The 26,020-nt window shown below is 54.0% G+C and carries 17 protein-coding genes; 10 read left to right on the top strand and 7 right to left on the bottom strand.

The genetic code is table 11. The features are described 5' to 3' along the window. Positions 1-57 precede the first annotated feature (57 nt). The 4 genes from CWO84_RS11335 to phoU are packed head-to-tail and all read left to right on the top strand — an operon-like array spanning position 58 to position 5,589. Complete coding sequence (locus tag CWO84_RS11335) at positions 58-2,337, top strand: ABC transporter permease subunit (protein WP_033156876.1); 2,280 nt, start codon at positions 58-60, stop codon at positions 2,335-2,337. After that, on the top strand, positions 2,334-3,989 hold the full coding sequence (gene pstA, locus CWO84_RS11330) for a phosphate ABC transporter permease PstA (RefSeq protein WP_033156875.1): 1,656 nt from the start codon (positions 2,334-2,336) through the stop codon (positions 3,987-3,989). Before CWO84_RS11335 ends, pstA begins: the two co-directional genes overlap by 4 nt. Before the next feature lie 36 nt (positions 3,990-4,025). Beyond that, entirely contained in the window at positions 4,026-4,859 is an 834-nt protein-coding gene (pstB, locus tag CWO84_RS11325) for a phosphate ABC transporter ATP-binding protein PstB (protein WP_033156874.1), read from the top strand. Between the two features lie 10 nt (positions 4,860-4,869). Beyond that, positions 4,870-5,589, top strand: coding sequence for a phosphate signaling complex protein PhoU (gene phoU / locus CWO84_RS11320; protein ID WP_033156873.1), 720 nt, complete (start codon positions 4,870-4,872; stop codon positions 5,587-5,589). 188 nt (positions 5,590-5,777) lie between these two features. Here phoU and CWO84_RS11315 read toward each other — a convergent pair whose 3' ends face one another. The 4 genes from CWO84_RS11315 to CWO84_RS11300 all read right to left on the bottom strand — a co-directional run bounded on the left by CWO84_RS11315 (position 5,778) and on the right by CWO84_RS11300 (position 10,031). Next, complete coding sequence (locus CWO84_RS11315) at positions 5,778-6,320, bottom strand: YfiR family protein (protein ID WP_165385998.1); 543 nt, start codon at positions 6,318-6,320, stop codon at positions 5,778-5,780. A 27-nt stretch (positions 6,321-6,347) separates the two neighbouring features. Further along, positions 6,348-8,336: a TonB-dependent receptor gene (locus tag CWO84_RS11310; protein ID WP_051670016.1), complete on the bottom strand. Its 1,989-nt coding sequence runs from the start codon at positions 8,334-8,336 to the stop codon at positions 6,348-6,350. 99 nt (positions 8,337-8,435) lie between these two features. Next, positions 8,436-9,053: a class I SAM-dependent methyltransferase gene (locus CWO84_RS11305; RefSeq protein WP_033156871.1), complete on the bottom strand. Its 618-nt coding sequence runs from the start codon at positions 9,051-9,053 to the stop codon at positions 8,436-8,438. A 6-nt stretch (positions 9,054-9,059) separates the two neighbouring features. Beyond that, positions 9,060-10,031, bottom strand: coding sequence for a Tim44-like domain-containing protein (locus tag CWO84_RS11300; protein WP_101052738.1), 972 nt, complete (start codon positions 10,029-10,031; stop codon positions 9,060-9,062). 170 nt (positions 10,032-10,201) lie between these two features. Here CWO84_RS11300 and CWO84_RS11295 point away from each other — a divergent pair, with 170 nt between their 5' ends. The 6 genes from CWO84_RS11295 to CWO84_RS11270 all read left to right on the top strand — a co-directional run bounded on the left by CWO84_RS11295 (position 10,202) and on the right by CWO84_RS11270 (position 17,269). Continuing rightward, entirely contained in the window at positions 10,202-10,567 is a 366-nt protein-coding gene (locus CWO84_RS11295; RefSeq protein WP_133120668.1) for a hypothetical protein, read from the top strand. Positions 10,568-10,694: 127 nt separating this feature from the next. Beyond that, entirely contained in the window at positions 10,695-12,005 is a 1,311-nt protein-coding gene (locus CWO84_RS11290; protein ID WP_101052734.1) for a TolC family protein, read from the top strand. Beyond that, positions 12,002-13,093, top strand: a complete 1,092-nt coding sequence (locus tag CWO84_RS11285) for an efflux RND transporter periplasmic adaptor subunit (protein WP_101052732.1) — start codon at positions 12,002-12,004, stop codon at positions 13,091-13,093. Before CWO84_RS11290 ends, CWO84_RS11285 begins: the two co-directional genes overlap by 4 nt. Beyond that, a complete protein-coding gene (locus tag CWO84_RS11280) occupies positions 13,093-16,152 on the top strand; it encodes a CusA/CzcA family heavy metal efflux RND transporter (RefSeq protein ID WP_101052730.1) in 3,060 nt (1,019 codons plus the stop codon). Before CWO84_RS11285 ends, CWO84_RS11280 begins: the two co-directional genes overlap by 1 nt. Then, the gene (locus CWO84_RS11275; RefSeq protein WP_101052728.1) at positions 16,152-16,457 is read left to right on the top strand and encodes a DUF3240 family protein; all 306 of its coding nucleotides are present in this window, start codon (positions 16,152-16,154) and stop codon (positions 16,455-16,457) included. The genes CWO84_RS11280 and CWO84_RS11275 overlap by 1 nt, the downstream gene beginning before the upstream one ends. Positions 16,458-16,555: 98 nt before the next feature. Continuing rightward, positions 16,556-17,269, top strand: coding sequence for a DUF3240 family protein (locus CWO84_RS11270; protein WP_033156866.1), 714 nt, complete (start codon positions 16,556-16,558; stop codon positions 17,267-17,269). Between the two features lie 446 nt (positions 17,270-17,715). Here CWO84_RS11270 and CWO84_RS11265 read toward each other — a convergent pair whose 3' ends face one another. Genes CWO84_RS11265 through CWO84_RS11255 form a run of 3 tightly spaced genes read right to left on the bottom strand, consistent with a single transcriptional unit; the run spans position 17,716 to position 26,011 of the window. Beyond that, positions 17,716-22,818: an MG2 domain-containing protein gene (locus CWO84_RS11265; RefSeq protein WP_240618028.1), complete on the bottom strand. Its 5,103-nt coding sequence runs from the start codon at positions 22,816-22,818 to the stop codon at positions 17,716-17,718. Beyond that, entirely contained in the window at positions 22,815-24,503 is a 1,689-nt protein-coding gene (locus CWO84_RS11260; protein ID WP_101052726.1) for a hypothetical protein, read from the bottom strand. Before CWO84_RS11260 ends, CWO84_RS11265 begins: the two co-directional genes overlap by 4 nt. Next, entirely contained in the window at positions 24,473-26,011 is a 1,539-nt protein-coding gene (locus tag CWO84_RS11255) for a DUF1175 family protein (RefSeq protein WP_101052886.1), read from the bottom strand. The genes CWO84_RS11260 and CWO84_RS11255 overlap by 31 nt, the downstream gene beginning before the upstream one ends. Positions 26,012-26,020 lie beyond the last annotated feature (9 nt).

The following is a 26,020-nucleotide window of genomic DNA, read 5'->3' as shown; positions in this document are numbered from 1 at the left end:
CTCTGAAGGCGTTGCGATTGTTCGGCGCCGCTTTTTGTTAACTCACGATACCTAGTTATGACTGAAGTCCATTCCACTCAAGCGAAAGCCACGCTGTTTCAGACGGCGACCAGTGAGCGCTATCAGCGTTGGCGGCTAGTAAAGGACAAAATGGTGGCTCGCGGCGTCGTAGCCGGCGGGTTGAGCATTATCCTGGCGGTGGTGTTAATCTTTTTCTATCTGCTGTATGTGGTTTTCCCGATACTGATGCCCTCCCACGCGGAAGTGGTCGGCCGTTATGACGTGCCCGAGCAGGTGCTGGGCAATACCGTTTTCCTGTCGATGGAAGAACAGAACGAAGTGGCGGTGCGGTTTACCGACACCGGCAAAGCGATATTTTTTAGCGTTGCCACGGGTCAACTGATTCGCGTGGATACCCTACCTATCCCCGAGCAAGTACAAATTACCAGTTACGCGCATGGCGGTGTCGATAAAGGCGTGATTGCCTTTGGTTTATCCGATGGTCGTGCCGTGGTCGTCAAGCATGATTACAAATTGTCTTATCCCGGCGGCAAGCGGGTCATTACCCCCGCTATTCAATATCCCTTAGGGGCCGAACCACTAGTGGTGGATAAGCAAGGCCAGGCGCTCACCAAGCTGGCGGTGAAGTTAGGCGATAAAAACAGCACTTTGCTGGCTAAAACCGCTGATAACCGTATGGTGCTGAGCAGTCTTAGTAAAAAAGAATCGCTGTTCGACGACGAAGGCACTTGGGAATCCACCGATTCACTGGTTGAGATGGCCGCGGATGACGTGGATTTTATCCTGTTGGATAAAGAGTTGCGCAACCTCTACCTGGCCAGCCGCGCAGGGGATTTGACTGTCGTTGATATTCTCGACAAGAGCAAACCCGAGATCAAACATAAATTGAATGTGCTAAACCAAGGCGTGCAAATCAGCAGCATGGAATTTCTGAACGGCGATATTTCTCTGCTGATCGGCGACACCAGCGGTGTGATGGCGCAATGGTCAATGGTCCGCGACCAGCAAAACCATTTCAGTATCGAGAAGCTACGGGCGTTTAAAGTATCCGACGCGCCGATTATTACCATCAATCCGGAACAGCGCCGCAAAGGTATGCTGGCGGCCGACGCCAACGGCGAGATCGGCATTTACAGTTCCACCGCCGAGCGGGAATTGATCAAGGAAAAAATTGCTGGCGGAAAACCTGTTGCCGTCACCTTATCGCCGCGCGCCAATGCCATGTTACTGCAAACCGAAGACGGCAAAATCAATCATTGGACTATCGAAAACGAACATCCGGAAGTATCGTGGCGTTCGTTATGGAACAAAGTCTGGTACGAAAGCTATCCAAAACCGGATTACATTTGGCAATCCTCGGCGGCCAGTAACGATTTCGAACCGAAAATGAGCTTGACGCCGCTGGTGTTCGGCACCTTAAAAGCCTCGTTCTACGCGATGCTGATGGGCGTGCCGTTGGCCTTATTTGGAGCGATTTATACCGGCTATTTCATGGCGCCCAGCGTGCGGCAGTACGTAAAGCCGGGCGTGGAAATCATGGGCGCCTTGCCGACCGTGATTTTGGGCTTTTTAGCCGGCTTGTGGCTGGCACCTTTCGTGGAAGCCAATCTCACCGGGATTTTTGCATTATTGATGGTTGTGCCGCTGTCCGTGATGATTTTTGCCTATTTCTGGCAATTCGTACCGGAACAAACCCGCCACAAAATCCCCGACGGCTGGGATGCGGTAGTGCTGATCCCAGTGGTGATATTCGGCGCCTGGCTGGCTTTTCAGTTAAGTCCGACTATCGAAGCCTTGTGTTTTAAAGGCGATCTGCGCACCTGGATGCGCGAGGAATTTGGAATCGGTTACGACCAGCGCAACACCTTGGTCGTTGGTTTGGCCATGGGTTTTGCGGTCATTCCGATGATTTTCTCCATCGCCGAAGACGCGATTTTCAGTGTGCCCAAGCATTTAACCACCGGCTCGTTGGCGCTGGGTGCCACGCCTTGGCAAACCATGACCAAGGTGGTGTTGCTGACTGCCAGTCCGGGTATTTTCTCGGCCATTATGATCGGTTTCGGCCGTGCGGTCGGCGAGACGATGATCGTGCTGATGGCCACTGGCAATACTGCGGTGATGGATTTGAGCATCTTCCAGGGGCTGCGCACACTGTCGGCTAACATCGCGGTGGAAATGCCAGAATCGGAAGTCAACAGTACCCACTATCGCGTACTGTTTCTGGCGGCCTTGGTACTGTTCATGTTCACGTTTGTAGTCAACACGCTGGCTGAAGTCATTCGGCAGAATCTAAGACAAAAATACAGCTCATTATGATTAAAGCATGGTTTAAGAGCGGTTCGCCCTGGATATGGATGACCGCCGGCGCGGTCAGTTTAAATCTGATACTGGTGGTGGGTTTGCTACTGCTTATTGCGGTACGGGGCTTGGGGCATTTTTGGCCGGCCGACATTATCGAATATCGCTATCAAGACCGCGATGGCCCGGAGAGTTCTATCATTGGCGAAGCGGTGGCTACTTCGCTATTACCGGCCGCGCAAGCCAAGGCTGCCGGCCATGAGTTGCTGGATAACGGCGAATACCTGGTGCAGCATCTGGTAAAAACCGGTAACCGCGATATTCTCGGTAGCGATTTTCGCTGGATTCAGCAGCAATATATTCACAGCCAATCCACGCCGGACGATTTGATCATGGTCGAACGTCGCGAGTGGGGTAATTTCTACGGCCGCTTGTTAGCGGTTAAGGAAGACGGCGCGGTGATTGCCCAAGGCGATCAGGCCTGGCAAGTGGCGCAACAAAAACTGGCGACAGTCTTGGAGCAGCACGACGAAATCGATAGTTTACAAGACCACGAAGTTGGGGCGATCAACTATGAATTGGAGCGCTTGCGTTTGAAGCAACGCGCGCTGGAGTTGAAAAGTGCCTGGAACGATGCGGCCAAGCAGGAATTTGCCGCGCAAAAGCAGACATACGAAAAACAATACCAAGCCATCCAGCAACAAATCGGCAAGTTGAGCAAGGAAAGCAAACGCTACAGCTTGGTGGTGGCGGAAGCCGGACAAAAAGAAATTAGCCTGCCCTTGAATCGGGTGGTGAAAATGACCCGCCCCAACACGATGAGCGTGCTGGACAAATGTATCGAATATGTCGGCAATTTCGCCACGTTTGTTAGCGATGAGCCGCGTGAAGCCAACACCGAGGGCGGTATCTTTCCGGCTATTTTCGGTACCGTGTTGATGGTGATGCTGATGGCGGTTGTGGTGACGCCGTTCGGCGTCATCGCTGCGGTTTATCTGCGCGAATATGCCAAGCAAGGCTTTATCACCCGCGTGATCCGCATTGCCGTTAATAACTTGGCCGGCGTGCCGTCCATCGTTTACGGCGTGTTTGGTTTGGGCTTTTTCGTGTATATCATCGGCGGCAACATCGACCGCCTGTTTTTCCCGGAAGCGGCCCCGGCACCGGTGTTCGGTACGCCGGGCTTATTATGGGCTTCGCTGACGCTGGCTTTGATGACCTTGCCGGTGGTGATCGTCGCCACCGAGGAAGGTTTGTCGCGGATTCCCAAATCGATACGTGAAGGCAGCTTGGCGCTGGGCGCGACTAAAGCCGAAACGCTGTGGCGCACGGTATTGCCGATGGCTAGTCCGGCGATCATGACCGGCTTGATTCTAGCGGTGGCGCGCGCCGCCGGTGAAGTGGCGCCGTTGATGCTGGTTGGTGTGGTGAAATTGGCGCCGACCTTACCGTTGGACGGCAACTTTCCTTATCTGCATCTGGACAGAAAGTTTATGCATTTGGGATTTCATATTTATGACGTCGGCTTCCAGAGCCCGAATGTCGAAGCGGCCAGACCTTTGGTTTACGCGACGTCACTGCTACTGGTGATGGTGATTATCGGCTTGAACATGTTCGCTATCTCGATACGTAACAATTTGCGGGAAAAATACCGCGCCCTGGAAAATTAAATTCGCATATCCATCCGGAAGACTGGACCCTATATCATGACAACAGCCCAAAAGAATACCCACGCCATTGACATTAGCGCGTTGAAAAGGGAAGACAGAAAGAGCGTTGAGCAATTGGAAACCTGCATCAAAGTTGAAAATCTGGATTTGTTTTACGGCCAGAAGCAGGCCTTGCATGGCGTGAACATGGAAATGCCGCGTAAGAAAGTGACGGCCTATATCGGTCCCAGCGGCTGCGGTAAATCCACCTTATTACGCTGCATCAACCGGATGAACGATTTGGTCGATGGCGTCAGCATCAAAGGCAAGATTCTGCTGGACGGCGAGGATATATACGATAAATCGGTCAACGTTGCGGCTTTGCGCCGGCGCGTGGGCATGGTGTTTCAAAAACCCAATCCGTTTCCGAAAACCATTTACGAAAACGTGGCGTACGGGCTGCGGATTCAGGGGATTAACGACCGGCGCATCCTTGATGAAGTCGTGGAAAAATCCCTACGTGGCGCCGCGTTATGGGACGAGATGAAAGACCGTTTAAACGATAATGCCTTGGGTATGTCGGGTGGTCAGCAACAGCGGCTGGTGATCGCCCGCGCCATCGCGATCGAGCCGGAAGTGATTCTGTTGGACGAACCGGCCTCGGCGCTAGACCCGATCTCGACGCTAAAAATTGAAGAATTGATTAACGAATTGAAAGAAAAATATACGATAGTGATCGTTACTCACAACATGCAGCAGGCGGCGCGGGTATCCGATTTCACCGCTTTTATGTACATGGGTGAATTAATCGAATTTGGTGAAACCAGCGAGTTGTTTACCAATCCGGCAAAAAAACAAACTGAAGATTACATTACCGGCAGGTACGGCTAGGAGGTAAACAATGGATAACAGCAAAATCAAATCGCACATTTCCCGCCAATTCAACGAGGAGATGGAAGATATTCGCAACAAGGTGCTGACCATGGGCGGCCTGGTCGAGCAGCAAGTCGATCTGGCGACTAAGGCTTTCATGGGTAACGACATGGAAAATGCCGAAAAAGTGGTGTTGCAGGATCAGTATGTCAACGAGATGGAAAAAGACATCGACCACGAATGCACCGAAATCATGGCCAAACGTCAGCCGGCGGCTTTTGATTTACGCATGTTGATCGCCACCATCAAAATCATCACCGATCTGGAGCGGATTGGCGACGAAGCGGCGCGTATCGCCAAAATGACCATGCGTTTGGAAGGTGCCGATTATTATCAAGACAAGTACTACGAAATCGAACATCTGCTGAACTTGGTCAAGGATATGCTGAACGGCGCGCTGGATGCCTATGCCAGGAACGATGTCGAAGAGGTGATTGCCATCACCGAGCAGGACGCCAAGGTTGACCGGGAATACACCAGTATCACCCGGCAGTTGATCACGCAGATGATGGAAAACCCGCGTAACATCACCAGAGCTCTGGATATGCTATGGGCTGCGCGCGCGCTGGAAAGGATAGGCGACCACTCCTGCAATGTCTGCGAGCAGGTCATATACATGGTGAAAGGCAAGGATGTGCGCCATCTCAGCCGCGAAGAATTGGAGCGTACTGTTAATTCGGCTCGCTAGCGATAAGGTCAATTTGATTCAGGGTAACGGTTAATCCTTTACCCTGCTTTACTGATTTAGATACTTGGGGGGTGCTGCTCACCAGTTTCAAAATCATTCGACGGCGCCGATGCAGATCCTTGTGCAGTGGCGAGTTCAGTAACTCATCAAGCCATGTTCAAAATTGCCCGGAAAATTGCTGCCGGCAGCTACTCAATTAGCCGCGAACTGCGCAATAGCTTGGAACTAATCGTCAAACCTATTCGCGTTACATTTTTCAGTTGTATGACCGGTTGAACACGGAGGCCGTCGTTAGCCAGTCGGATCATGCCGCCGCGGTGTTCGAAATCGGCAATATCGCTGACCGTCAACACTGGAAAGGGTCTGACAAACTCCAGGGTCGCCGCGAGAATTCTTTCCTGTTGTGCCGGAATATAAATCACCTGGCATTCGTGCAATTGTTCGGGTATCGGGTCGATAACCATCTGCATCGGTAGATCGTTTACCCGCTCACCTTCGATCAGCTTGGCCAGTACGCCGGTGACCGGCGAATTGGCGTAACTGCAAAACAAAAATTCCTTGTGGGTGGTCGGCCAAGTAACGAAATAGGCAAAGTTATATAAGTACGCCGCTTTAAGTTCCGTCTCGTTAAAGCGCGGTTCACCCGCTGTGCCCGATGATTGCAGCGGCGGTAAACAGGCCAACAACAGCATTAACAGGCACCGCCGCGCAACCGCGCCGGTGCGTGTCACAACTTTGCGTAGGCTTGGACGCCGCATCTAGTAGCGTACCGTGGCTTTAAGGTAATAATTGCGTTCAACTTCGCTACTGATTACCGCGTTATCTATATTTGGGCTGAATTCCAGATGCCGGTTGTCCAGCAAATTCTGCGCGCCGACAGCCAATTCAAAATGCAGATTCGGCTGCCAGCCCAAGCGCAGATCCAGCCGATGATAGGCCGGCACCTGATTGATTAGGTGGTCGGTGTAATACCAATGCGCATCAAATTCCAATTGATACGGCAGATTGAAGTAGGAACTGAGGTTGAAACGGTTACGGGCGCTATTGCCTTCAGCGACTGTCGCCGCGCTATCCAGGCTACCGTCGCGCTGGTGCAAGGCAATTGCAAACAGACTGTAACTACCTTGCACGCGCCAGCGTTCGGACATCCGCCAATTCAATGCGGTTTCCCAGCCGTAGGCTTCACCTTTTGCCTTGTTGGCAATCAGAAACGGGACAGTAGTGTTTTCGCCGTTTATGATCGGCGCTTGCGGTTCGGTGGTGCTCAGCCGGCCGTAATCGCTATAAAACAGCGTTGTATCCAGGTTAAAGATGTCGTTGGGGAAAAAGCGGTAGCCCAATTCGTAAGTGATTGCGCTCTCCGAGTCAAAATTATCGTCGCCCATGATGTTGGCTGTGGTTCCGGGGCCTACGTTGAATAAGACATTGACGTCGTGGTCGGCTCTGGCCGGTACGCGAACTGCTCTGGATACCGCGCCCCACAGGCTGTGTTGTTGATTGGGCACCCACAACAGCCGCGCGGAAGGCTGGATCTCAAAACCGGTAAAATCGTTATGCTCGACTTTACTGCCGTATATCAAACGCAGTTCGTCTGCCAGAAATCGCCATTCGTCCTGAGCAAAGACGTTGAACAAGTGCACATCGCGTTCGGAGGGATCGAAGTGAAGTAGAACCTGTTTTTGCTGAAGTTGATCGCTATTGAAGCGATAACCGGCCCCCCACGTTACGTGATGAGCCTGCCAACGGAAATCATGCTGCAGATCCAGGTCGAAGGTGCTGCGCCGATAATCCAGTCGGCTTTGGTTGCGGACGGCATGATCGAAATAACTGCGGATTTGTAGGCGGCTATCGTTTTCCAGGGTTTGTTGCCAACGTAACAGCAGGTTACCGCCATATTTTTTGGTGCTGTCGGGGCTAATGGGCGATGCCGGGTCGAGACTATTCAGCGACTGCTGCATGCCGCCATTGAAATAATCGCCCTGCACGATCAGGTTTTTGCGGGCGTCGGGGGTCCAATCGCTGCGAAAACCGGCGCGGCCCATATCCAGGCTGTCGTTGGCTTTTTCGCCGTTACCGAAATGAAAGTCCTCGCGATGATTGTATTTGCCGTAGACGCGATAATTAAAATCCGGACTGAGTCGGCCGCCATAACGAAAGGTGCCGAATCCGGGTTCTTCCTTGCTGGTGCCGCCTGACAGCAATACGCCTTGTGATTCCTGGGCGGAACGAGTAACGATGTTGATGACGCCATTGACGGCGTTGGAGCCCCACAACGTTGCACCGGGGCCGCGAATCACCTCGATACGGTCGATGTCTTCCAGCGGGTAGTCTTGCTCGTTCCAGTAAACGCCGGAGTTCAGTGGGTCGTAAACGGTGCGGCCGTCCATCATCACCAACAGCTTGTTGGCATTTATCCCGTTAAAGCCGCGGCTACTGATCGCCCATTGATTGCCATCCACCCGCGCGACTTCCAGTCCGGGCACTTTGCGCAGCAGTTCCGGAATGGACTGCATCCCGGAACGCCTGATTTCTTCGTGGCTGATGACGAATACCGCCGATGGGGTTTCGCTGATAGGTTGTTGATTTTTCGAGGCGATGGAAACGGTGGTCGCACTCAGCTCTTGGAGAGATAAGGCCTTTAAATGGGATAGGGTGTTGTCCGCCCCGGCTGGGGCGGCTGCTTGCAGGACAATACACAAAAGCGTCAAGCGCTGAGTGTTGCCCGTCAATTTTAACTTGTTTGCCATAACTTCCGTCTATTACGCCCGATTAAGCACGCGCGCATTGTAGACGCCGGCGATTGAATAGTAAAAACAGCCCCAATTAACGGCGCTGCGACGAAGGGTTTATTTGATGGCGCGGATCAGTTTGATCATGTCGCTGCTGGCGGGATCGACGAATAGTTTTTGGAACGGGCAAGCTTGCACGCTTTTTAACGTCTGTCGGTTAATATTGGCGCCAAAAGTATTCAAAATCAGCGGGTTGAACAAATTCATCATCATCGCCAAAGCTTTGTTGGAACTTAAAACGTGTTCCAACAGCAGCACTTGACCGCCGGGTTTGCAAACGCGATAGAGCTCTTTCAGGCCCTTTCTGGGTTTCGGTACCGAACAAAACACAAAACTGGCGATGACCGTGTCGAAACTGTTATCGGCATAATCCAGCGCTTGCACGTCCATCAAAGCCAGATCAACCGCAATCTGTTTACGCTGTTGTTTGCGGCGGGCCATTTCCAGCATGTTCGGGCTGAAATCGATAGCGGTAATTCGGGCGTCATCAGGATAGAACGGGAAGTTTTTCCCCGTTCCGACCCCAACTTCCAAAATGTGGGCGCCGCTAGCCTGCGACCAGAGTTTTTTACGTAAACGGCGAAACAGCAAGCCTTCCAGAAAGCCTTCCAGGCCATCGAAATAAGGCGCAAGCCTATCGTAGCGCTGTCTGACTTTAGTGCTGTCCGCCGTCATGCCGGATTATTCTGCAAATTGCTGAATGCCGTCCAGGAACCAGCGGGTTTGATTGCTGTTGATGGGTTTGACGAAATGCCATACTTCTTTAATAGCTTCTGCCTTACCACCGTCTTCGCTGATCAGCGCGTCGAATAAGACCACCGCTTCGAGTTCCGTGCCGGCTTCGCGGACATCAATTAATTCGGCGCTCAGTTTGAGTACATCGGTTTTATTAATATCATTGGATGCAGTTAGTTGCTCTTGAATTTCTACAAATACCTTGTCGGTAGTTAAGCCGCGGATTTCCGCCAAGTCTCGTCTATCCCAAGCTGCTTGCAGGTAGCGGTAGGCACTTTCCGCACCGCTTAAAAACGCGCGCTGATCGAACCCGGCCGGCAAGTTGTTTGCATCGAAACTAGCGGCTTGTTGATAGTCATTGCTGCCTGATCCTGCTGTTCTGCCTTTTTTGAACAGCACATCGGTATCGAAACCGGAGCCGCCGGCTGCCGGTTGCTGGTTCTCGCGATAATAGTTTTGCGATTCCGCTGGTTGCGAGTGCGCGGGGCCGTAACCGGCCGGCGCGGCGGATTGCTGACGTGATCTGGCCGCAAACAAGCGATACAGCAGATAAGCGACGCCGGCAAACAGCAGCATGTCCATCAGATTGATGTTTTCGAAGGCGCCGCCGAAGAACAATGAGCCCAATAATCCGCCTAAAGCCAAGCCGCCCAGCATGCCCATCAGGCCGCCGCGACCAGCCCAGTTTTGTCTGGCTGTTTGATTTTGTGCAGCCGCTTGTTGCTGACTAGCCGAGCGGGTCGGCTGGCTGCTGGCTCCACTGGGAGAAGTAGAGCGTTGAAACGGTGTGCTGTAGCTCGGCTTGCTACCGAAAGACTTGCCGCCGCCCATGCGTTTAGCCTGCGCTTCCTGGACACTGCCTAGCAGTAAGGCCAGCGCAATGAATAATGTTGCCAAGGTACCGATCTTTCTGTTCATAGGTGTTTGCCTAAAGTGAATAAATGTATGCCGATATTCGGGGTAAAATCGCGTAATTCAAGTAGAATAGCCTTTCGCATGGTCCTATACAACCGCCGTCTACCGATTAACGACACCCCACAGACATTCTGAAAACATAAATGGTTGCATATTTGCGTCAATTTCTAGTTATGTTTTTGCTGCTTTTGCAAGTGGCAGCGCCGCTGGTGCATGCCCATATCGGTAGAGATGCCATGCAGGGCGGCCTGCATTTGCACGAATTCGAAGTGCTGCATATCGATCATGATGGCGAACCCGCCTTGATGGCTGTCGATCACGACCTGCAAATTCAAAACAGTATTGTCAATTTGGGCTCTGCGATTAAACAGCAGCAATGGTTGGACAGGCTGGCGCCGGTTTTCTACCTGCTGGACAGCGTGGTTGCCGATTTGGCGGTTACGCGGCAAATCGAAGCCATTAAGTTTTCTCCGCACATACCGCTGTTCGCGCCCGACCCCGTACTTAGTCACAATCCATCCCGCGCGCCGCCGCTCTGAAAGGGGCTGGCTTCGCTGTCGAAGCAGGCTTGGTCAACACCTGGCAGCCCCTCGTCCCAAAAATTGGCCAAAAGCCCGTTAGGCGTTTGGCTGCTAGTTCTATTCAATTACTGCTTTGGAGTGCTCCATGAATGGATACCGTTATCTAAAATGCGGTTTACCTGTATTACTGCTGGTTACGGCGCCTTGCCTGGCCGAAATAAATCCTGTCGGAGAGAGCTTGGCGGCGACTCGCGGCGAAATGTTTTCGGAGAATTTGATTGTCGAACACATGGATCCTATCGAAACCGATCCGTCGCTAAGTTTGTCGCAATTAGTCGAAATAACCGTGGAAAAATACCCGGATCGCCTGGTCGGCGAAGCCTTGGCCCAGGAAGCCAATGCCTTGGCCGAACGCAGTGACGCTTGGGTGGCCGGCTCTACGGCTGTTGGATTGAATTACATGGATGACCGAATTGCCGACGACCTGGGTTCGCGCGAAGCCTCTGCTCAAGTCGAATTCACAACTTGGAAATGGGGGCAACGCGATGCCGGTCAGGCGGTAGCGGAACGGGCCGGGGTTGCCGCGCAAAAGCAATCGGCGGCGGTTAAGCTGGAAGTCACGCGCTTGATCAGAGACGCCTTGTGGAATATGGAAATCGCCAATATCGGTTTGCAACAAGCGCAAAATGCCTTGTCGATTTCCGAGCAATTGATGAAGAAAGTCGAGCGCCGGGTGGAATTGGGCGATTTGCCACGTGCGGATTTGTTGCTGGCCAAGGGTGAATACCTGCAAAACCGGGGGTTGGTCACCCAAGCCGAAGCGGAAGTGATGCATAGCCGTAAAGCGTATGCCAGCTTGACTACCTTATCGCGGGTGCCGGGCAATTATCAGGAAAAACTAAGCGATATTACCTCGGTGAGCGGCAACCATCCGATGCTGGAAGCTATCAACGCCATCATCGACCGCAAACAGGCGGAAATTGAATGGACCAAAACCACTGATCCCATCAATCAACCCAAGCTCAGTGTAGGTGCGAAAAGCCAGCGGGATGGCCGCAGCGGGCAAGACATTGAGAGTGTCGGTGTCGGCGTGGTGATGCTATTCGGCGGCGAGGCCTATAACGCGCCGGAAATCGCCAAAGTCAATCTGGAACTGAACAATGCCAAAGCCCAACGCGAGCATCTTTACCGGCAGTTGGAGAAAAATCTGCACGAAGCCGAGCATGCCCTGGAAGTGACGCGAGCCGAGTTGGCAATCGCCAACGAGTTGAAACAAATCGCTGAAACTCATCTGAAAATGACCGAAATCAGCTTCTCGGCCGGCGAAATTAATCTGTTGGACCTCTTAAAAATCCAGGCCCGTAGTCTGGAAGCAATTCGCAACGCCAAATTGCAGGAGGTTAAATTACAGCGCAACATCGCTTTCTACAATCAAGCGGTAGGCATACAGCCATGAGGCGGTTAATCTTCGGCCTGTTGTTGGCGCAGGCCTTAAGCGCGTTTGCTCAAGATACCCAGATCAAAATTACACAGCAGCAGATCGACAATTTGGATATAAAAGTCGTGCCGCTTACCGCTAGCCAGCAGATTCCGTTGTTTTACGCGCCGGGCAAAGTGGTGGTGCCGGCTGATCGGGAGGTGTTGATCAGTAGCAGCCAGCCCGGCCTGGTTACCCAATTGCCGGTCAATATCGGCGACAAGATCCATAAAGGCCAACTATTGGCGCAGTTGCACAGCCCGGAACTAGTCGGATTACAGCAAGCATTTTTAACCGCTACCAGCGAACTGAATTTATCCGGCCAAGAGCGCAATCGCGATCAAAAATTATTGCAGGAAGGTGTGATTGCGCAGCGGCGCTGGCAGGAAACCCAAATGCTGCACAGCAGCAAATCGGCCAAGGCCGACGAGGCCCGGCAGTTGTTATTGTTGGCCGGCATGTCGGCCGCCGAGATTAAAAGTTTGGGGCAAAGCCATAAGCTGGACAACCGTTTGACTATTCGCGCACCCATCGATGGGGTGGTATTGGAGCGTGTGGCCAATTTGGGCGCCCGCTTGGATGTGCAGGCACCGCTGTATCGGATTGCCGATTTGTCTGAACTGTGGCTGGAAATCAATATTCCGCAGGAGCGCTTGAGCGGCATCAGGTTAGGCGATTCGGTGCGGCTGAAAGGCAGCGAGACCACTGCCAAAATTAGTCTGCTGGGCCAAAGCGTCAACCGCGACAATCAGACGGTATTGGCCAGGGCGGTGATTGACGGCAAAGCCGAGGGCTTGCGCGTGGGACAGAACGTCAATGTGCAGATCATGCAAAATAGCGCAGAGACCGGCTTCGTCGTACCCAATACCGCCATTGCGCAGAACGAAGGGCACGCCTATGTGTTTGTGCGCAATCAAGACGGTTTTGTGGTGACCGAAGTGACTATTACCGGTAAACAAGAATCCAATTCCTTGATTAGCGGACCGTTGTCCGGCAACGAGCAAATCGCCATAAAAGGCGCGGTGGCCTTGAAAGCCAATTGGTTAGGTTTGGGAGGCGACGAGTAATGGCGGGGTTAATTCGCTTTGCGTTGACCCAGCGGCTACTGATTTTACTCGGCGTATTGTTGCTGGTGGGCGGCGGCTATTATGCCGTTAAACACATTCCTATCGATGCCTTTCCCGAGGTATCGCCGACGCAGGTCAAGATCATCGTCAAGGCCAACGGCATGACGCCGGAAGAAGTGGAAGCCAGAATTACCGCGCCAATTGAAGTTGAGTTACTGGGCATTCCGCATCAAACCATGCTGCGCTCGCTGGCTAAATATGCCATTACCGATATTACGCTGGACTTTGAAGAAGGCACCGATATTTATTGGGCCAGGCAACAAGTCGCGGAACGCTTGAACGCTTTGTGGAGTAATTTGCCGGAGGGTGTGCAGGGCGGTATCGCGCCGATGACCACGCCGCTGGGGGAGATGTTCATGTTCGCCATCGAGGGTGGCGATTTAACGCTGATGCAACGGCGAGAATTACTGGATTGGACCATCCGCCCTGCTCTGCGTACCGTCAGCGGCGTGGCGGATGTGAATGCGCTGGGTGGACTGGTGCGCAGCTTTGAAGTGGTGCCCGACAATATCCGCATGGCGTCTCGCAATATCGATACCGAGCAATTAAAAGCCGCTTTGCAAAATAATAACCGCAACGATGGTGCCGGTCGGTTGAGCGAAGGCGAGGAAGCGTTGATTGTGCGCGCCGAAGGCCGTATCAAGAACGAGCAGGATGTGAAGGCCATTGTGGTGGCGCAGCACGAGGGCCTGCCGACGCGAGTGGACGATATTGCCGAGGTCAGAATCGGCGCGTTGACACGTTATGGCGCAGTCAGCAAGGACGGTGACGGCGAAGCCGTGACAGCGGTCGTGCTCAGTTTGCGCGGCGCCAATGCTCGGCAAACTATCGAGCAACTGGAAAGTAAGATGGCGGAATTGCAACCAAGCTTGCCGGAAGGCGTGCGCCTGAATGTGTTCTACAACCGGGGGGTGTTGGTGGGCAAGGCGGTAAATACTGTTTCCAAAGCCCTGCTGGAAGCCATTGTTTTGGTAGTGGTGCTGCTGATTCTGTTTTTAGGCGATTTGCGCGCGGCTTTGACCGTCGCATTGGCCTTGCCGTTGGCGGCGCTGGTGACCTTCATCCTGATGCACGCTTTCGGTATGTCCGCCAACTTGATGAGTCTGGGCGGTCTGGCTATCGCTATCGGGATGTTGGTGGATGGTGCGGTGGTGGTCGTGGAAAACGTGATTACGCAACTGGCCGATCATCAAAAGGCCGAGAGGTTACCGCGGCTGCATCTAATTTATCGCGCTACCCGCGAAGTAGCGGTGCCGGTGACGTCGGGGATCTTGATCATTGTCATCGTGTTCTTACCGCTGCTGACCTTGCAGGGACTGGAAGGCAAGTTGTTCGGGCCGGTGGCGATGACTATCGTGTTTGCCTTAACGGGCTCCTTGATTTTGTCATTGACGGTGATTCCGGTACTAGCATCGCTGTTGCTGAAACAGGTGTCTCATGAGGAACCGTGGTTGCCGCGCAAACTGTTGCAGTGGTATCAGCCTATTCTGGCCTGGTGTCTGACTAACAGCAAAAAAGTCTTTATCGGCGCTGCTGCGATGTTGGCGGCCAGCGTATTGGTCTTCACCCAGATCGGCAGTACTTTCATGCCTACGATGGACGAAGGCGACATTATCGTGCAGCTGGAAAAATTGCCGTCCATTACCTTGCTGGATTCGGTGGCCTTGGACGGCCGGGTGCAGAAAAACATCCTCGAGCATATCCCGGAAGTGCAGACCGTGGTTTCCAGAGTCGGTACCGACGAGCTGGGTTTGGACCCGATGAGCTTGAACGATACCGACACGTTTTTGATCCTCAAGCCCAAAGCTGAATGGCGTATGGACAGCAAGGAAGAGTTGATCGAAGAAATTCGCAAGATTATGGATCACACCCCGGGCATAGCCTTTGGTTTTACTCAGCCCATCGAGATGCGGGTTTCGGAGATGTTAACGGGAACGCGCGGTGACGTGGCGATCAAATTATTCGGCGCCGAGCTGGATACGTTGAATCATAAAGCCGAACAAATCGAAGCGGTGCTGAAGACCATCCCCGGCGCCAGTGATGTGTTTACCCGTAAAAATGAAGGCATGCAGTTTCTGCAGTTGAGCATTGATCGAGAAGCTGCCGGCCGGTTCGGGTTGGATAGTAATAGCATCGAAGATATGTTGCGCGCGCAGATCGAAGGCGTGCAACTGGGTATTGTTCAAGAGGGGGTGAAACGCACGCCTTTGCTGCTGCGCGGCGACAGTAACACCGCCAACTTCGAGAATTTACAAATCAGTTTGCCGAATGGTGAGCATGTGCCGATTACCGCAGTGGCGAAAATTCAAGCGGTAGAAGGCGTGGTGTCGATAGACCGGGAAAAAGGCCAGCGTTTCGTGGTGATCCGCTGTAATGTTGAGGGCCGCGATTTGGTTGGTTTTGTTGAAGAGGCGCGCAAGGCGGTGGCCGAGCGTGTTCAATTACCCAGCGGTTTTCATGTGGCGTTCGGCGGTCAGTTTGAAAATCAACAACGCGCTTCCGCGCGTCTTTCCCTAGTGATTCCATTATCTTTAGGTTTGATATTTCTGTTGCTGTTTTCCACCTTCGGCTCGGTGCGGCAGGCGGTGCTGGTGCTGTCCAATATCCCGCTGGCCATGATAGGTGGGGTGTTCGCGCTGTGGTTGTCCGGTGAATATCTGTCGGTGCCGGCTTCAGTGGGTTTTATCGCCCTGCTCGGTATTGCGGTATTGAATGGGGTGGTGATGGTCAGCTATTTTAATCAGCTGTGCGCAACCGGTATGGAATTGTCGCGGGTGGTGATTATCGGTTCCGGGCGGCGGTTGCGGCCGGTACTGATGACAGCCAGCATCGCTGCCTTCGGCTTGATTCCGTTACTGTTTGCGTCGGGCCCCGGCTCGGAAATTCAGAGGCCATTGGCTATTGTGGTTACCGGCGGTCTGTTGTCCTCAACCTTGTTAACACTAATTTTGTTGCCGATACTTTACCAATTATTCGGTCGCCATCCGGAGCGTTGCTGATGAGTCACGAAGCGTTTTTACTGACAGTGAATGTGCCGCCCAGTCTGGAGGAAGCGCTGGTCGATTGTTTGCTGTCATTGGAATGGTCGCAGGGTTTCACCAGTTTTCCGGCCAATGTTCACGATCACAATCAGCAGGGTTTGTCGCTGGCAGAGCAGGTTGCCGGACATCAACGCAAAATTCGTTTTCAAATGTATGTCGAAAGACAAAACATTTCTGCATTATTGACTAAGCTAAAGGCGGATTTTACCGGTTCCGGCCTGCATTATTGGCTGGTACCGGCTATCGAACAAGGCATCATCTAAGCATAAAGCATGCAGAAAGCGACTGGGGATGCTACAGTTCGGACGAACAGCGGTTAAACATTTTTGAATGAGCTATTTTCCTTGCCACACATAGCCCTATGAATATCTTTTTGCGTCGCATTCCTGCTAATACCAGGCATACTGAAATTTCCGAATTTGTGGCCCCTGCTTTGAAACGCGGCTTGTTCAGAAAATCCGGCCGTATAGTCGATGTGCAGATTCTGGCCTTACAGGATACCCGCATAGGCACTATCGAATATCACGGTGTGGTAACGCTGGATTCTGAGCTTTCCGTGCAAAGAGTTGTTAAAGGTTTAAAAAATCGGCGGTTTAACGGCAGAATGGTGGTGGTTAGGCCTTATTACCACCGTAGTTGGTACAACGACCCTCGCCAAAATCAGACGCCTGTGTCTGCGGATATTATCGAAAAGCGCAAGGGTGATCGCAGGCGCGGTAAGTATCTGCAAGTGATCAAAAATGCGTCTGATCGTTTTAACAGTGAAGATGATTTTTTTCGAACCGTGCATCATCAACAGTTCTCCATTTCATTTATCGTGCCGCCTATCATGGAGGGGCCGATGATGGAGTGCCTGACCAGCTTTGAGGAAGAGCTGCTTCATAGCGATACCGGTGAGCATAAGATCACCAAATTTCTCACCGAAGCCGACGATGCCGATCAGCAAACCGCGCGCTTTCAGATTTACGCCGAGAAAATGGCTATTTCCGCCTTGCTGGAAAAATTGAAGTCCGAATTTGCCGGGTCCGGTATCCATTACTGGATCATGCCGGTGGTCGAGAAGGGCGAAATTTAGCGCTTAATAATGCAAGCAAGCGCTAGGATGGTCGAGTATGGTGTAAGTATTAAGCGAATGGTCTGAAGCCATACCTGTAATTGTTGCGAATTGTCTAATAACCGACCACGTTACCGCCATGATTGATACCGGTGGCGCTGACCTAAACCCTAGTAGAGGCCAGCCCTGTTGACGCGATGCTCGCAATGGCAAAGGCAGCGCCTAAGCGGCGCTTTTTTTGTATTTGGAATTCATGAATATCTACCTTTTTTAGGAAGAACTGAAAAGAGATTTTCAATTTTCTTTGGGTGATATAGTTAAGTTTTTTAAGGCAATTCCACTTTTTCAGATTATCCGTGCCGTACCGGTATATTTGCGTACAGCAACGACGAGGACGCAGTTAAGCTTTGGGGGCGCCCAACCCGTAACCTTAACGCGCAAAACCAAAGCCGTTCCGCCGAACGAGACTACTTAACACTCACCCGCCCCGCCAAACTATTCCCCTGCACCGCCTCGTTATACATATCAAAGCCGCTGGCTGGCGGAATTGCGGCGTAGCCGGCTCTGGCGACTCGCCAAACTTGATACAAGGTCAATTCGCCGCCGGTTTGGAGCTTGGCGACGCGGATGATGCGGTCCGGGTAGCGTTGGGTTTCCTTGATGTTCGCCCAGTAGCTGTCGTCTTTGGGTTGGATTTTGGCGTCGGCCAGGTAGGTTTCGTCGTTTTCCTGACCTTCCGCCAAGCTGGGGATACCGTCTTCGATGACCACATACTCGCTACCGGGCGCTGGCCGACCGGCATCGGCGCTACGTTTGACGCGCACTTCACTGACTACCACGTCGCCGGGTTTCAAGGCCTGGCTCATGTCGATCAACTCGCTGCCCTTGGCGGTGATGCGGCGGAAGTTGCGTTGTACCTCCAGACCGACCGCGCGGGCGGCGACAGCTGGATAGGGCACATCGACAGCGACTGTGGCGCTGGCGATTTCGTCAGCATTCAATTCGGCGAGATGAATTTCGCTAAGATCCGGGCTATCGCCGAAGTGGTTGAAGCTGCCCAGATAGCCGCCGGGTATGCGTTGCAACGCGCCCAACGCAAAGCCGTCTTTGCTGCTGACCGAAATGCTGCGGGCGTTCTGCTTGGCCGCTGCCGCCGCTTCCTTAGACAACAATTCGCGGCTGTTGAAGATCACCTGCGCGGTATCGTATGTCGATTGCCAGTAGCCGTTTTGCTGGGTTTGCAACAACCAGCGTTTTAGCTTGGCCTCCAGCGCCGGCGGCAAGGCCTGCGCCTCGTTTAACGTGCCCAAACCGGCAGAAATCAGGCTGGGTACGCCAAATCCAAAGCCCAAGCTGTTATACAACTCGCCGCGTTGCTGCTGATAGTTCGCTGCATCAAGCGCGTCCAGCGCCAGTTGCAAGCGTTTAAGCAGATCGTTTTTCAGCTGTGGCCGGTCTTTGAATTGCTGGTTAAAGCTATGCCAGTTTTGACTTTCGTAAGCCTTGACGATACGCAACGCGGCTATCAGATCACCTGCCTCGGCATGGACATTGGCAAGCAGTTTTTCGACAAAATCAGCCTGCTGCTGCCACGGTGCGTTGTAAGCATAACCAACCGTCGCGAAGCCGCTCAACACAAAACCATCCGCCGCCGCGTTGCCCTCGGCGTGATTGTTCAGCCAATCCATGCCTTTGAAATAGGCGTTATTCACGCCTTCTACTTGCAAGTCGTTGGCGTATTTCAAGGCTTGCAGGGCAATCAAGGTTACTGGGACCGTGGCTTCGCTATCGCTGGGCCACAGCGAAAAACCGCCATCGGCTTTCTGATTTTGAAGCAGTTTACGCACTCCCAGCGCCGCGTTCTGCTTGGCGCGTTTCAAAGTGTTTTCCAGCGGCCCCAATTGCTCGGGTTTCAGGCCGGCACGCGCGATTAAGTCCATTAACACCAGATTCGGCACGGTGCTATGCGCCAGCTGCTCGGTGCAACCGTAAGGATATTGTACCAGCATGTAAGCCGCTTGCAGTGCGGCACCCAGCAGGCCGGAATTGACCCGCACCGTTACTTGCCGAGGCTGGAATTGCGCGGGTAAGTCGATGCGCAACAGATTGTCCTGCTGAACGCTGCTGTAAACCTGCGGTAGCGCGGCGGCTTTTAACGGAATCTCGAACTCTTCAGCACCGCCTACCCGCACTCCAGCCGGCGCGGTCAAAGCCACCTTCAGTGCCGGCGCACCTTGCCGGTCGTTGGCGCTTAAACGTAACGGCCACAGTTGCTCGGCTTTGGCAGCCAGTTCGGCTTGGGGCGCTGTTTCGCCGCTTTGCAAAGGCAAGGTGTCCGGCAAACTGATGCTGCCGGTCAGTTTCACCGGCTGAGCCAAGTGATTGGTCAGTTTCACCGCCACGTCCACTTCGTCGCCTTGCCGCAAGAATTGCGGGCCGACCATGTCCACCGCCACATCGGTGACGCTGCGGAATTGGCCGGTGGTTTCGCCGATACGGCCTTCCTTGTCGCTGGCGACCGCCGTGACCAGCCATTCGGTGACGTTAGCCGGCATGTCCACATCAATGGTGGCATTGCCTTTCGCGTCGGTGACAACATGCGGAAACCAACCAGCGGTATCGCGCATGGCTTTTTTCGCCAACTTGCTTTGGCTCTTCAAGGCGCTGAGCGAGAAATTGGGTTTACGCAACAAGTCGGCATAACCGTAGCCTTGCAGATCGTCGGAATAGAAAGTCGCTAAATTGCTGCGTTGCAACGGATAGAAAAAATCGAAAATGCCGGGACGGAATTCCGCTTGCACCGCATACACGGCGCGATCGACGATGGACACGGCGATTTCGGTGTTCGCCGCCGGTCCGCCATCCGCGCGTTTGACTTGCAGCTTGATTTGGGTGGGTTTCAGCGGCTCGGTTTCGGCTTTTGCCGGCTCGATAGCGATCTGCAAACGCTTTTCCCAAGGCACAATTCTAAAGCCCAGCGTCTGTTCCTTGTACTTGCCGCCGGCCACCGGCACCGTGACGGTGTGGTAAAAGCCCGTGCCGTATTCGGGTTTGGCGGTGACTTCAAACCAGCGGCTGCGGCCTTGAGCCTGTGCGCTGCGGCTATCAAACAAACGCGCGCCGGCCACGGTTTCCCAGATGGCGCCGCTCTCATTATTGCCCCAGGCCTTGGGCAATAAGGCAAACACCTTGGCTTGCTCGCCGGGGCTGAGGATGGTGGTGGGCGTGTACAGTTCCAATTCCGGATTGTCGGCTACCGCTTCGCCGCCGCTGCCGGCCACGATTAAAGTGCTGGGTTGCGAGTTGGCCGGATGGCTGAGATTTTTGCCATCCAGGCTTTCCAAACGGGCAACGGCGGTCAGCCGACCAAATTCTTTCAAGGCCGGAATGGTGAGTTTTTGCTGACCGCGCTCGTCGGTCGCGAAATCCAGTTTCACCAGGCTACGCTTGCCGCTACCGGGCTGTTCCAGCATCACATCGACCACGCCGCCGGCTTTGGCGGCCGGCTTGCCGTCGGCATAGCTGGATTGCAACAGCAATTGCAAATCCTGATCGCCGACAGCTGCGACGGTTTTATTAAAACGCACGGCCGGTTGCGCCTCGGACAAGGTGGCGTAAATGCTGTCGGTCAAAATCGCATTGCCGCCGGCGGCATCCTGAGCACGGACCATCAAGGAATAAATCCATTCCTGGTCCGGCTTTTCCTGGTCGGCTGCCGGCACGGTAAACTCGAAACTGCCGTCGCCGCTTTCGTCCAGCTTGGCGGCGGTTTCCCAAGGGTTGCTGGCATCGACCGCCTGACGTTCTTCGATAGAGCTATACAACCGTTGCGGCTGGGTCAACGGCGCGGCGGATTTAACCTGGCCGAAATAATCGTTGCCGGCGGCTAAGCCCGCGCCGGCTTCGGTGACGAATTGCGGGGCTTCGAATTTTTTCCGGTATAGAAATACTTCGAATTTGACGTTCTGCGGCACGCCGCCGCTGTAGCGTTTGGCGCGGAATTTTAGTTTAAACGGTTGACCTGCTTGCACCACCGGACTCCGATCCAGCCATTCCAGGTAAAACGTGGGTTTAATGTAATCGCGCACCCGGAACTCGCCGCCATAAGCTTTATGGTCGATTTCCGCCAGCAAGCGATACAAACCAGGCGTCTGACTGGGATCGAGATCGAAACTGCCGGAAAACGAACCGAAATCGGTAAGCTGGGTTTGGCCTTGCAAACCGGTGGCGTTGCCGTCGGCGCGAATCAGCGACACATCGGTTTGCTTGGATTGAAAAGCCGGAATCCGCAATTGGCCGTCCTGTAAATTGCGCACGATGCCTTTGTAATAAAAGGTTTCGCCAGGCTTAAAAATCGGCCTATCGGTCATCACAAATACCGCGTCGTCCTTGGCTTGCGTCGGCAAAAAGTCGGTGGCGGTCAACGCGGTGCGCGCCGCTTCGCCGGTTTTAGCAGCCGGCGCATCAACACGCACCAGCAATTTGCCATCCAGCACGCCGTCAGGATTATTAAAGCTCAGCTCGCCGGCGGCGTTGGTACTGGCCGGCAAGGTTTGCCAACGGCCGCGGCCATCGCGATAACTGACTTTGGCGCCAGCCAGCGGTTGCAAGTCGCGGTTCATCGCCCGCACCAACAACTGCTCGCTGGATTGCTTGACCTGCACCGCCAGACTGCTGACTTGAATCAGGCACTGCGCTTCGTTCTTGCCTTGCACCGCTTGCAGCAGATAAATGCCGTCCGGCAGCGGATCGAGTGCAATCTGGCGGACTTTATAACGATGTTCGCTCCAGGTGTCTTCGTTAAACCACCAACCCAAATCATGGGTTTGCTGTCCGTTGCGTAGCAAATCGATATAGCTCTCTTTAACCACGCTAAAACCTTTAGGCGGTGCGACTAAAACCTGCTGCGGCACCGACACCAACGGTTTTTCGGTGACGGTCAGCACCGAGCCGCTGAAATTGGATTCTTTTAAAGACTTACGAAACTCGACATCCAGCATGCCGCGCAACAACTTCAACGGCGATTGCGCGTTGTTCAGCCCCTTGGCGAAGTAATGGCCGGGATTCAGTTCGCTGACCGGCTGCTCGTAACTGCGGCTGACGTTGAACTGGCCGTCCAGGAAGAACTCCAGGTTGTTGGCTTTCAGCACCCGGATCAGCATCGGCTGATCGGTGAGGGTGTAGTCCAGGCGAATATTGGGCGCTTCGGTGTTGGTGAAGCTGCGTTCGGCGGTTAAATAAAATGGGCTGCCGGCTTGGGCGCTTATTGGTATCAGTAATGAAGCTAATAGAAGTAGATAGCCAATAATTGCAGCAAAATGATTTGGTGTCGCTACCGCGACGGGTGTTTTAACGTCGGTTCTCGGACCGACAGCCGACATTAAATAAACCGTCGCGCTAGCGACACCTTCTAAGAGAGAAAATGAAACCAAGTTTTGAATCGCCTCACCCCAACCCTCTCCATCAGGAGAGGGAGCTGAGTCGTCAGCCTTCAAAAAGCCAGTGGCAACGACAAAGGACATCCCAACCACCACCAATAACAACCCAAAAAGCAAAGTCAAAATAATCATTTCCTACCTTCCTGACCTATCAACTTACCTTCCAAAGCAGCACCAGAATCTCCCTCAACCCTCCCCGCATAACTCAAAATCGGCAAACCGTAAAACAACTTATCCCCCTCCTGCCGCATCGCGGCCTTGGCGGCTTCATAGTCTTGCTGCCAGCGCGGCGCAAATTCATTGGCTTCTTGCACATTGCCAGCACCACCGGCAAGAAATAATTCGCGCGCCGCCGCGCCGGGGTTGACGAAGGCGGTCAGCTGCGCGGCTTGCAGACGCTGTTTCTCAACAGCGCGTTGCCAATCCAAAGGACTCAAAGACTGCTTGTTGCAGGCGTCTTTCATCCGAATCAGCAGGCTTTCCGAACTCGCGGCCAGGAACAAGCTGCCGCCGGCACATTCCGCGCCCAGGTCCGGGTTTTTCAAATATTGCGCATAAGCGGCGCTGGCTTGCGGCTGCCGGGGGTTAGCGACGATGATGCCGACCGCGCCGCTCGGGCTATCGGCGGTGAAATCCCAAACCAAACCTATGCCGGCTGGCTCGGCGCTGGGAGGATTGGTAGACGGACCGTTGGCTGCGAGTGTTTGCCAGTCGGCTGTAGTTAAATCGGGCGATAAGGCAAGGCTAGCGGCCACGCCGGCAAAGGCATCATGCGGGATGCTGGCTAATACGCCTTCGAATAATTGCCCGTGCAACTGGCTTTGCCAGGCAGCGGTCGGCAGATTCAGCGTCCCCAGTTGGCCGTCTTTCAACGCAAAATCCCATTGCAGCGGATAGGTCGGCGAGCCGGTCAGCACCGGCAGCAAATTATCGATAAAAGCTTCGCTACGTAAGGTCAAACTCAGCGGCGCATCGCTGCGGCGGCTTTGCGGGGCGATGCTGTCGATCACGTTCAATAACGCTTCCAGACTTTGCGCCAGATAAATCCGCTCGCGGAATTGGGTGAAAAACAGCTTTTGCAAACCGATTCGGGTTTCCAAGATGGGTTCCGGCAGTTTGTTGAGGCGGTAACCACTGCTGGCCAACACGCCGGCCAAGGCCGGCATGGCTTGATCGGCGAACTGGCTATCGCTGCGCGAGTAGCTGATGACCCAGCCCTGGCTGGCATGGGCCATGTCGTAATGCAGCTCAGCATTGGCGGCAACCGCATCGCGTAGCAGCTGCGCCAGAAACTCGCCTTGTAGACCCTCCAGATTGAGTTGCTCGGCTTTGACTTTCAGGCTTTGCACTAACCCGAAAAACAAACCTTGCACGAAGCGATTGCCGAGCAAGCTTTGCACTTGCGGCTGCGCATCCCACCAGTTTAAAAACGCTTCGCCCTGATTGAAGTTAAGGGTAAAAGCCACCGGATGTTTCTTTACATACCAGGTCGCCTGTTTCGGACAATCGGCCGGGCGCTGCACGGTCACGTCCATCGTGGTACCAGAGCCAACATCGCCGCCGGTCAAGGCCGGGCAATGCTCGTCACCGGCCGGCACCTCGTCGTTGCTGCCGACCAGCGAAGTGCTGGCATCCAAATCGTTGTTAGCGGAATCGCGCAATTTTACGGTCAAATCCAGCAAGGGCAAACCGGCGCGCATCAAGCGGCTCAAGGGTTGCCGGGAATAATCCTGATAAGCAACGACACCGGCGGTTGCGGTCAGCACCGCCGCCGAGGCAATCACAGTCAGGCGTTTTGCGGGGCTAAGCGGTTCCATTCGTACACTCCAAGGAAATAGGGGTTTTCAGCGCGGGGGACCCACACCGGATCGGGCGATTGCAATAACTCGGCGACGCTAACCACGCGGACTTGGGCTTCGGCGCCCTGGGCGCCGTTGTGGTACACCACCAGATTCTGCGGATGGCCGCCGGCGAATAGCATCAAATGATAGGGCTCGTCGTTAACCAGGGGTTTTTGGTACACCAGAAGATCCCCGCTTTGCGCCGCCGCCAGGTCGCGGGATTTCAAGCGAAAGTTGTAGCCGATCAAGGTTTCCGCGTCGGCAAAATGGCCGTAGCGGGCTTGACCGTTGTTGAAACCGGTTTGCCAGATTTGCGGATAGTCGGGGACGGCTTTACGAGCCAGCTCGGATAAAGCTGGCAACATCAGTTTAGCGGGCACGCCAAGTTTAGCGGTGCGGGCGGCGTCGCGTGGTTCTAAAGCGGTGCGATAGGCAAAACGTACTAGGCCGGCGCAGTCGCGTTGTTTAGGCTCCCAGAGTGGGCTGAGTTTACGGGCTTGCAGCAGGGCAACGTCTGTGACGACTTGGCGTAGCGCTTCGGCGTCTTGCGGCGGCAGATAGCCCAATTCTTCCGCACTGTCCTCCGCCTCGCCTTCGCGCTTGGGTTCGTGTTTGATGTATTCCTTTACTTCTATGGGCATATCCCGCTCGGCATCCTGACCAGGCACATAGATTTTTGCCGGCTGGCGGTTGTCTTGGATAACGACATAGGCCAGGGTTTTGGTTTCGCCGGGCCGGGCCAGCGGTTTTTGCACGCGGCGCCGACTTTCTGTGGGCAAACCTTCGTCGAGGATAATATCCAGATTGGCTAGAGTATGTTGCACCGCACCGCCCGGCCAATAATTAGTGTCGATGCGGAACACGCCGAGCGGCGGGGCCGGATGCACATACAAATAAGGCCCGTAGCCAGGCTGGTCGAAGTTGTCGCCGTTTTGATTTAAAAAGAAGATGCCGCCGCTGTTGGAATTGGTGTCGGCCCAATACACATGGCTGTTGTCCGGCTCGTAAATGTGCAAATCGGTATACACGCCGTCGCTATCGCTGGTGAGGACCACTTTCAAACCTATCGAAGCAATCACCGCATCGACGGTGGTAGAAGCCTTGGCGACACCGGCGCTGTTGGCGCATTCGGCGATCACGGTATTCTTGCCCTTGGCAGCCGGGAAGGCGCGGGAGAAGCTGCCGTTAGCGTTGCGGACGTAGTAACGCACGCCATTGATATTTACCACAATCGGATCGGCAGTCGGATCGGAACAGCTGCCGGCCACGGTGATTTGCAAGCCGCTGGTCCAGCCGCCGGCCGGCTTGTTCAGTGTTAAGGTTGGCGCAGTGGCTGGTCCGGTTGCCACGGGATGCTGCTGGCCGCGGCGGGCCAGAATATCCGGGTCATCGCTGGGCGCGGCAAGGCTTTGAGCCGATAAAGATAGCCACAAGACAACATGGCTTCCCAGCCGGCGGGCATCGAACAATTGAGGTTTCCGCATCCAGGCCTC

It is taken from the genome of Methylomonas sp. Kb3 (assembly GCF_002834115.1).
Taxonomy (GTDB): domain Bacteria; phylum Pseudomonadota; class Gammaproteobacteria; order Methylococcales; family Methylomonadaceae; genus Methylomonas; species Methylomonas defluvii.
The sequence above is the reverse complement of the archived record's forward strand: the minus strand, read 5'-3'. Positions and strand labels throughout refer to the sequence as shown.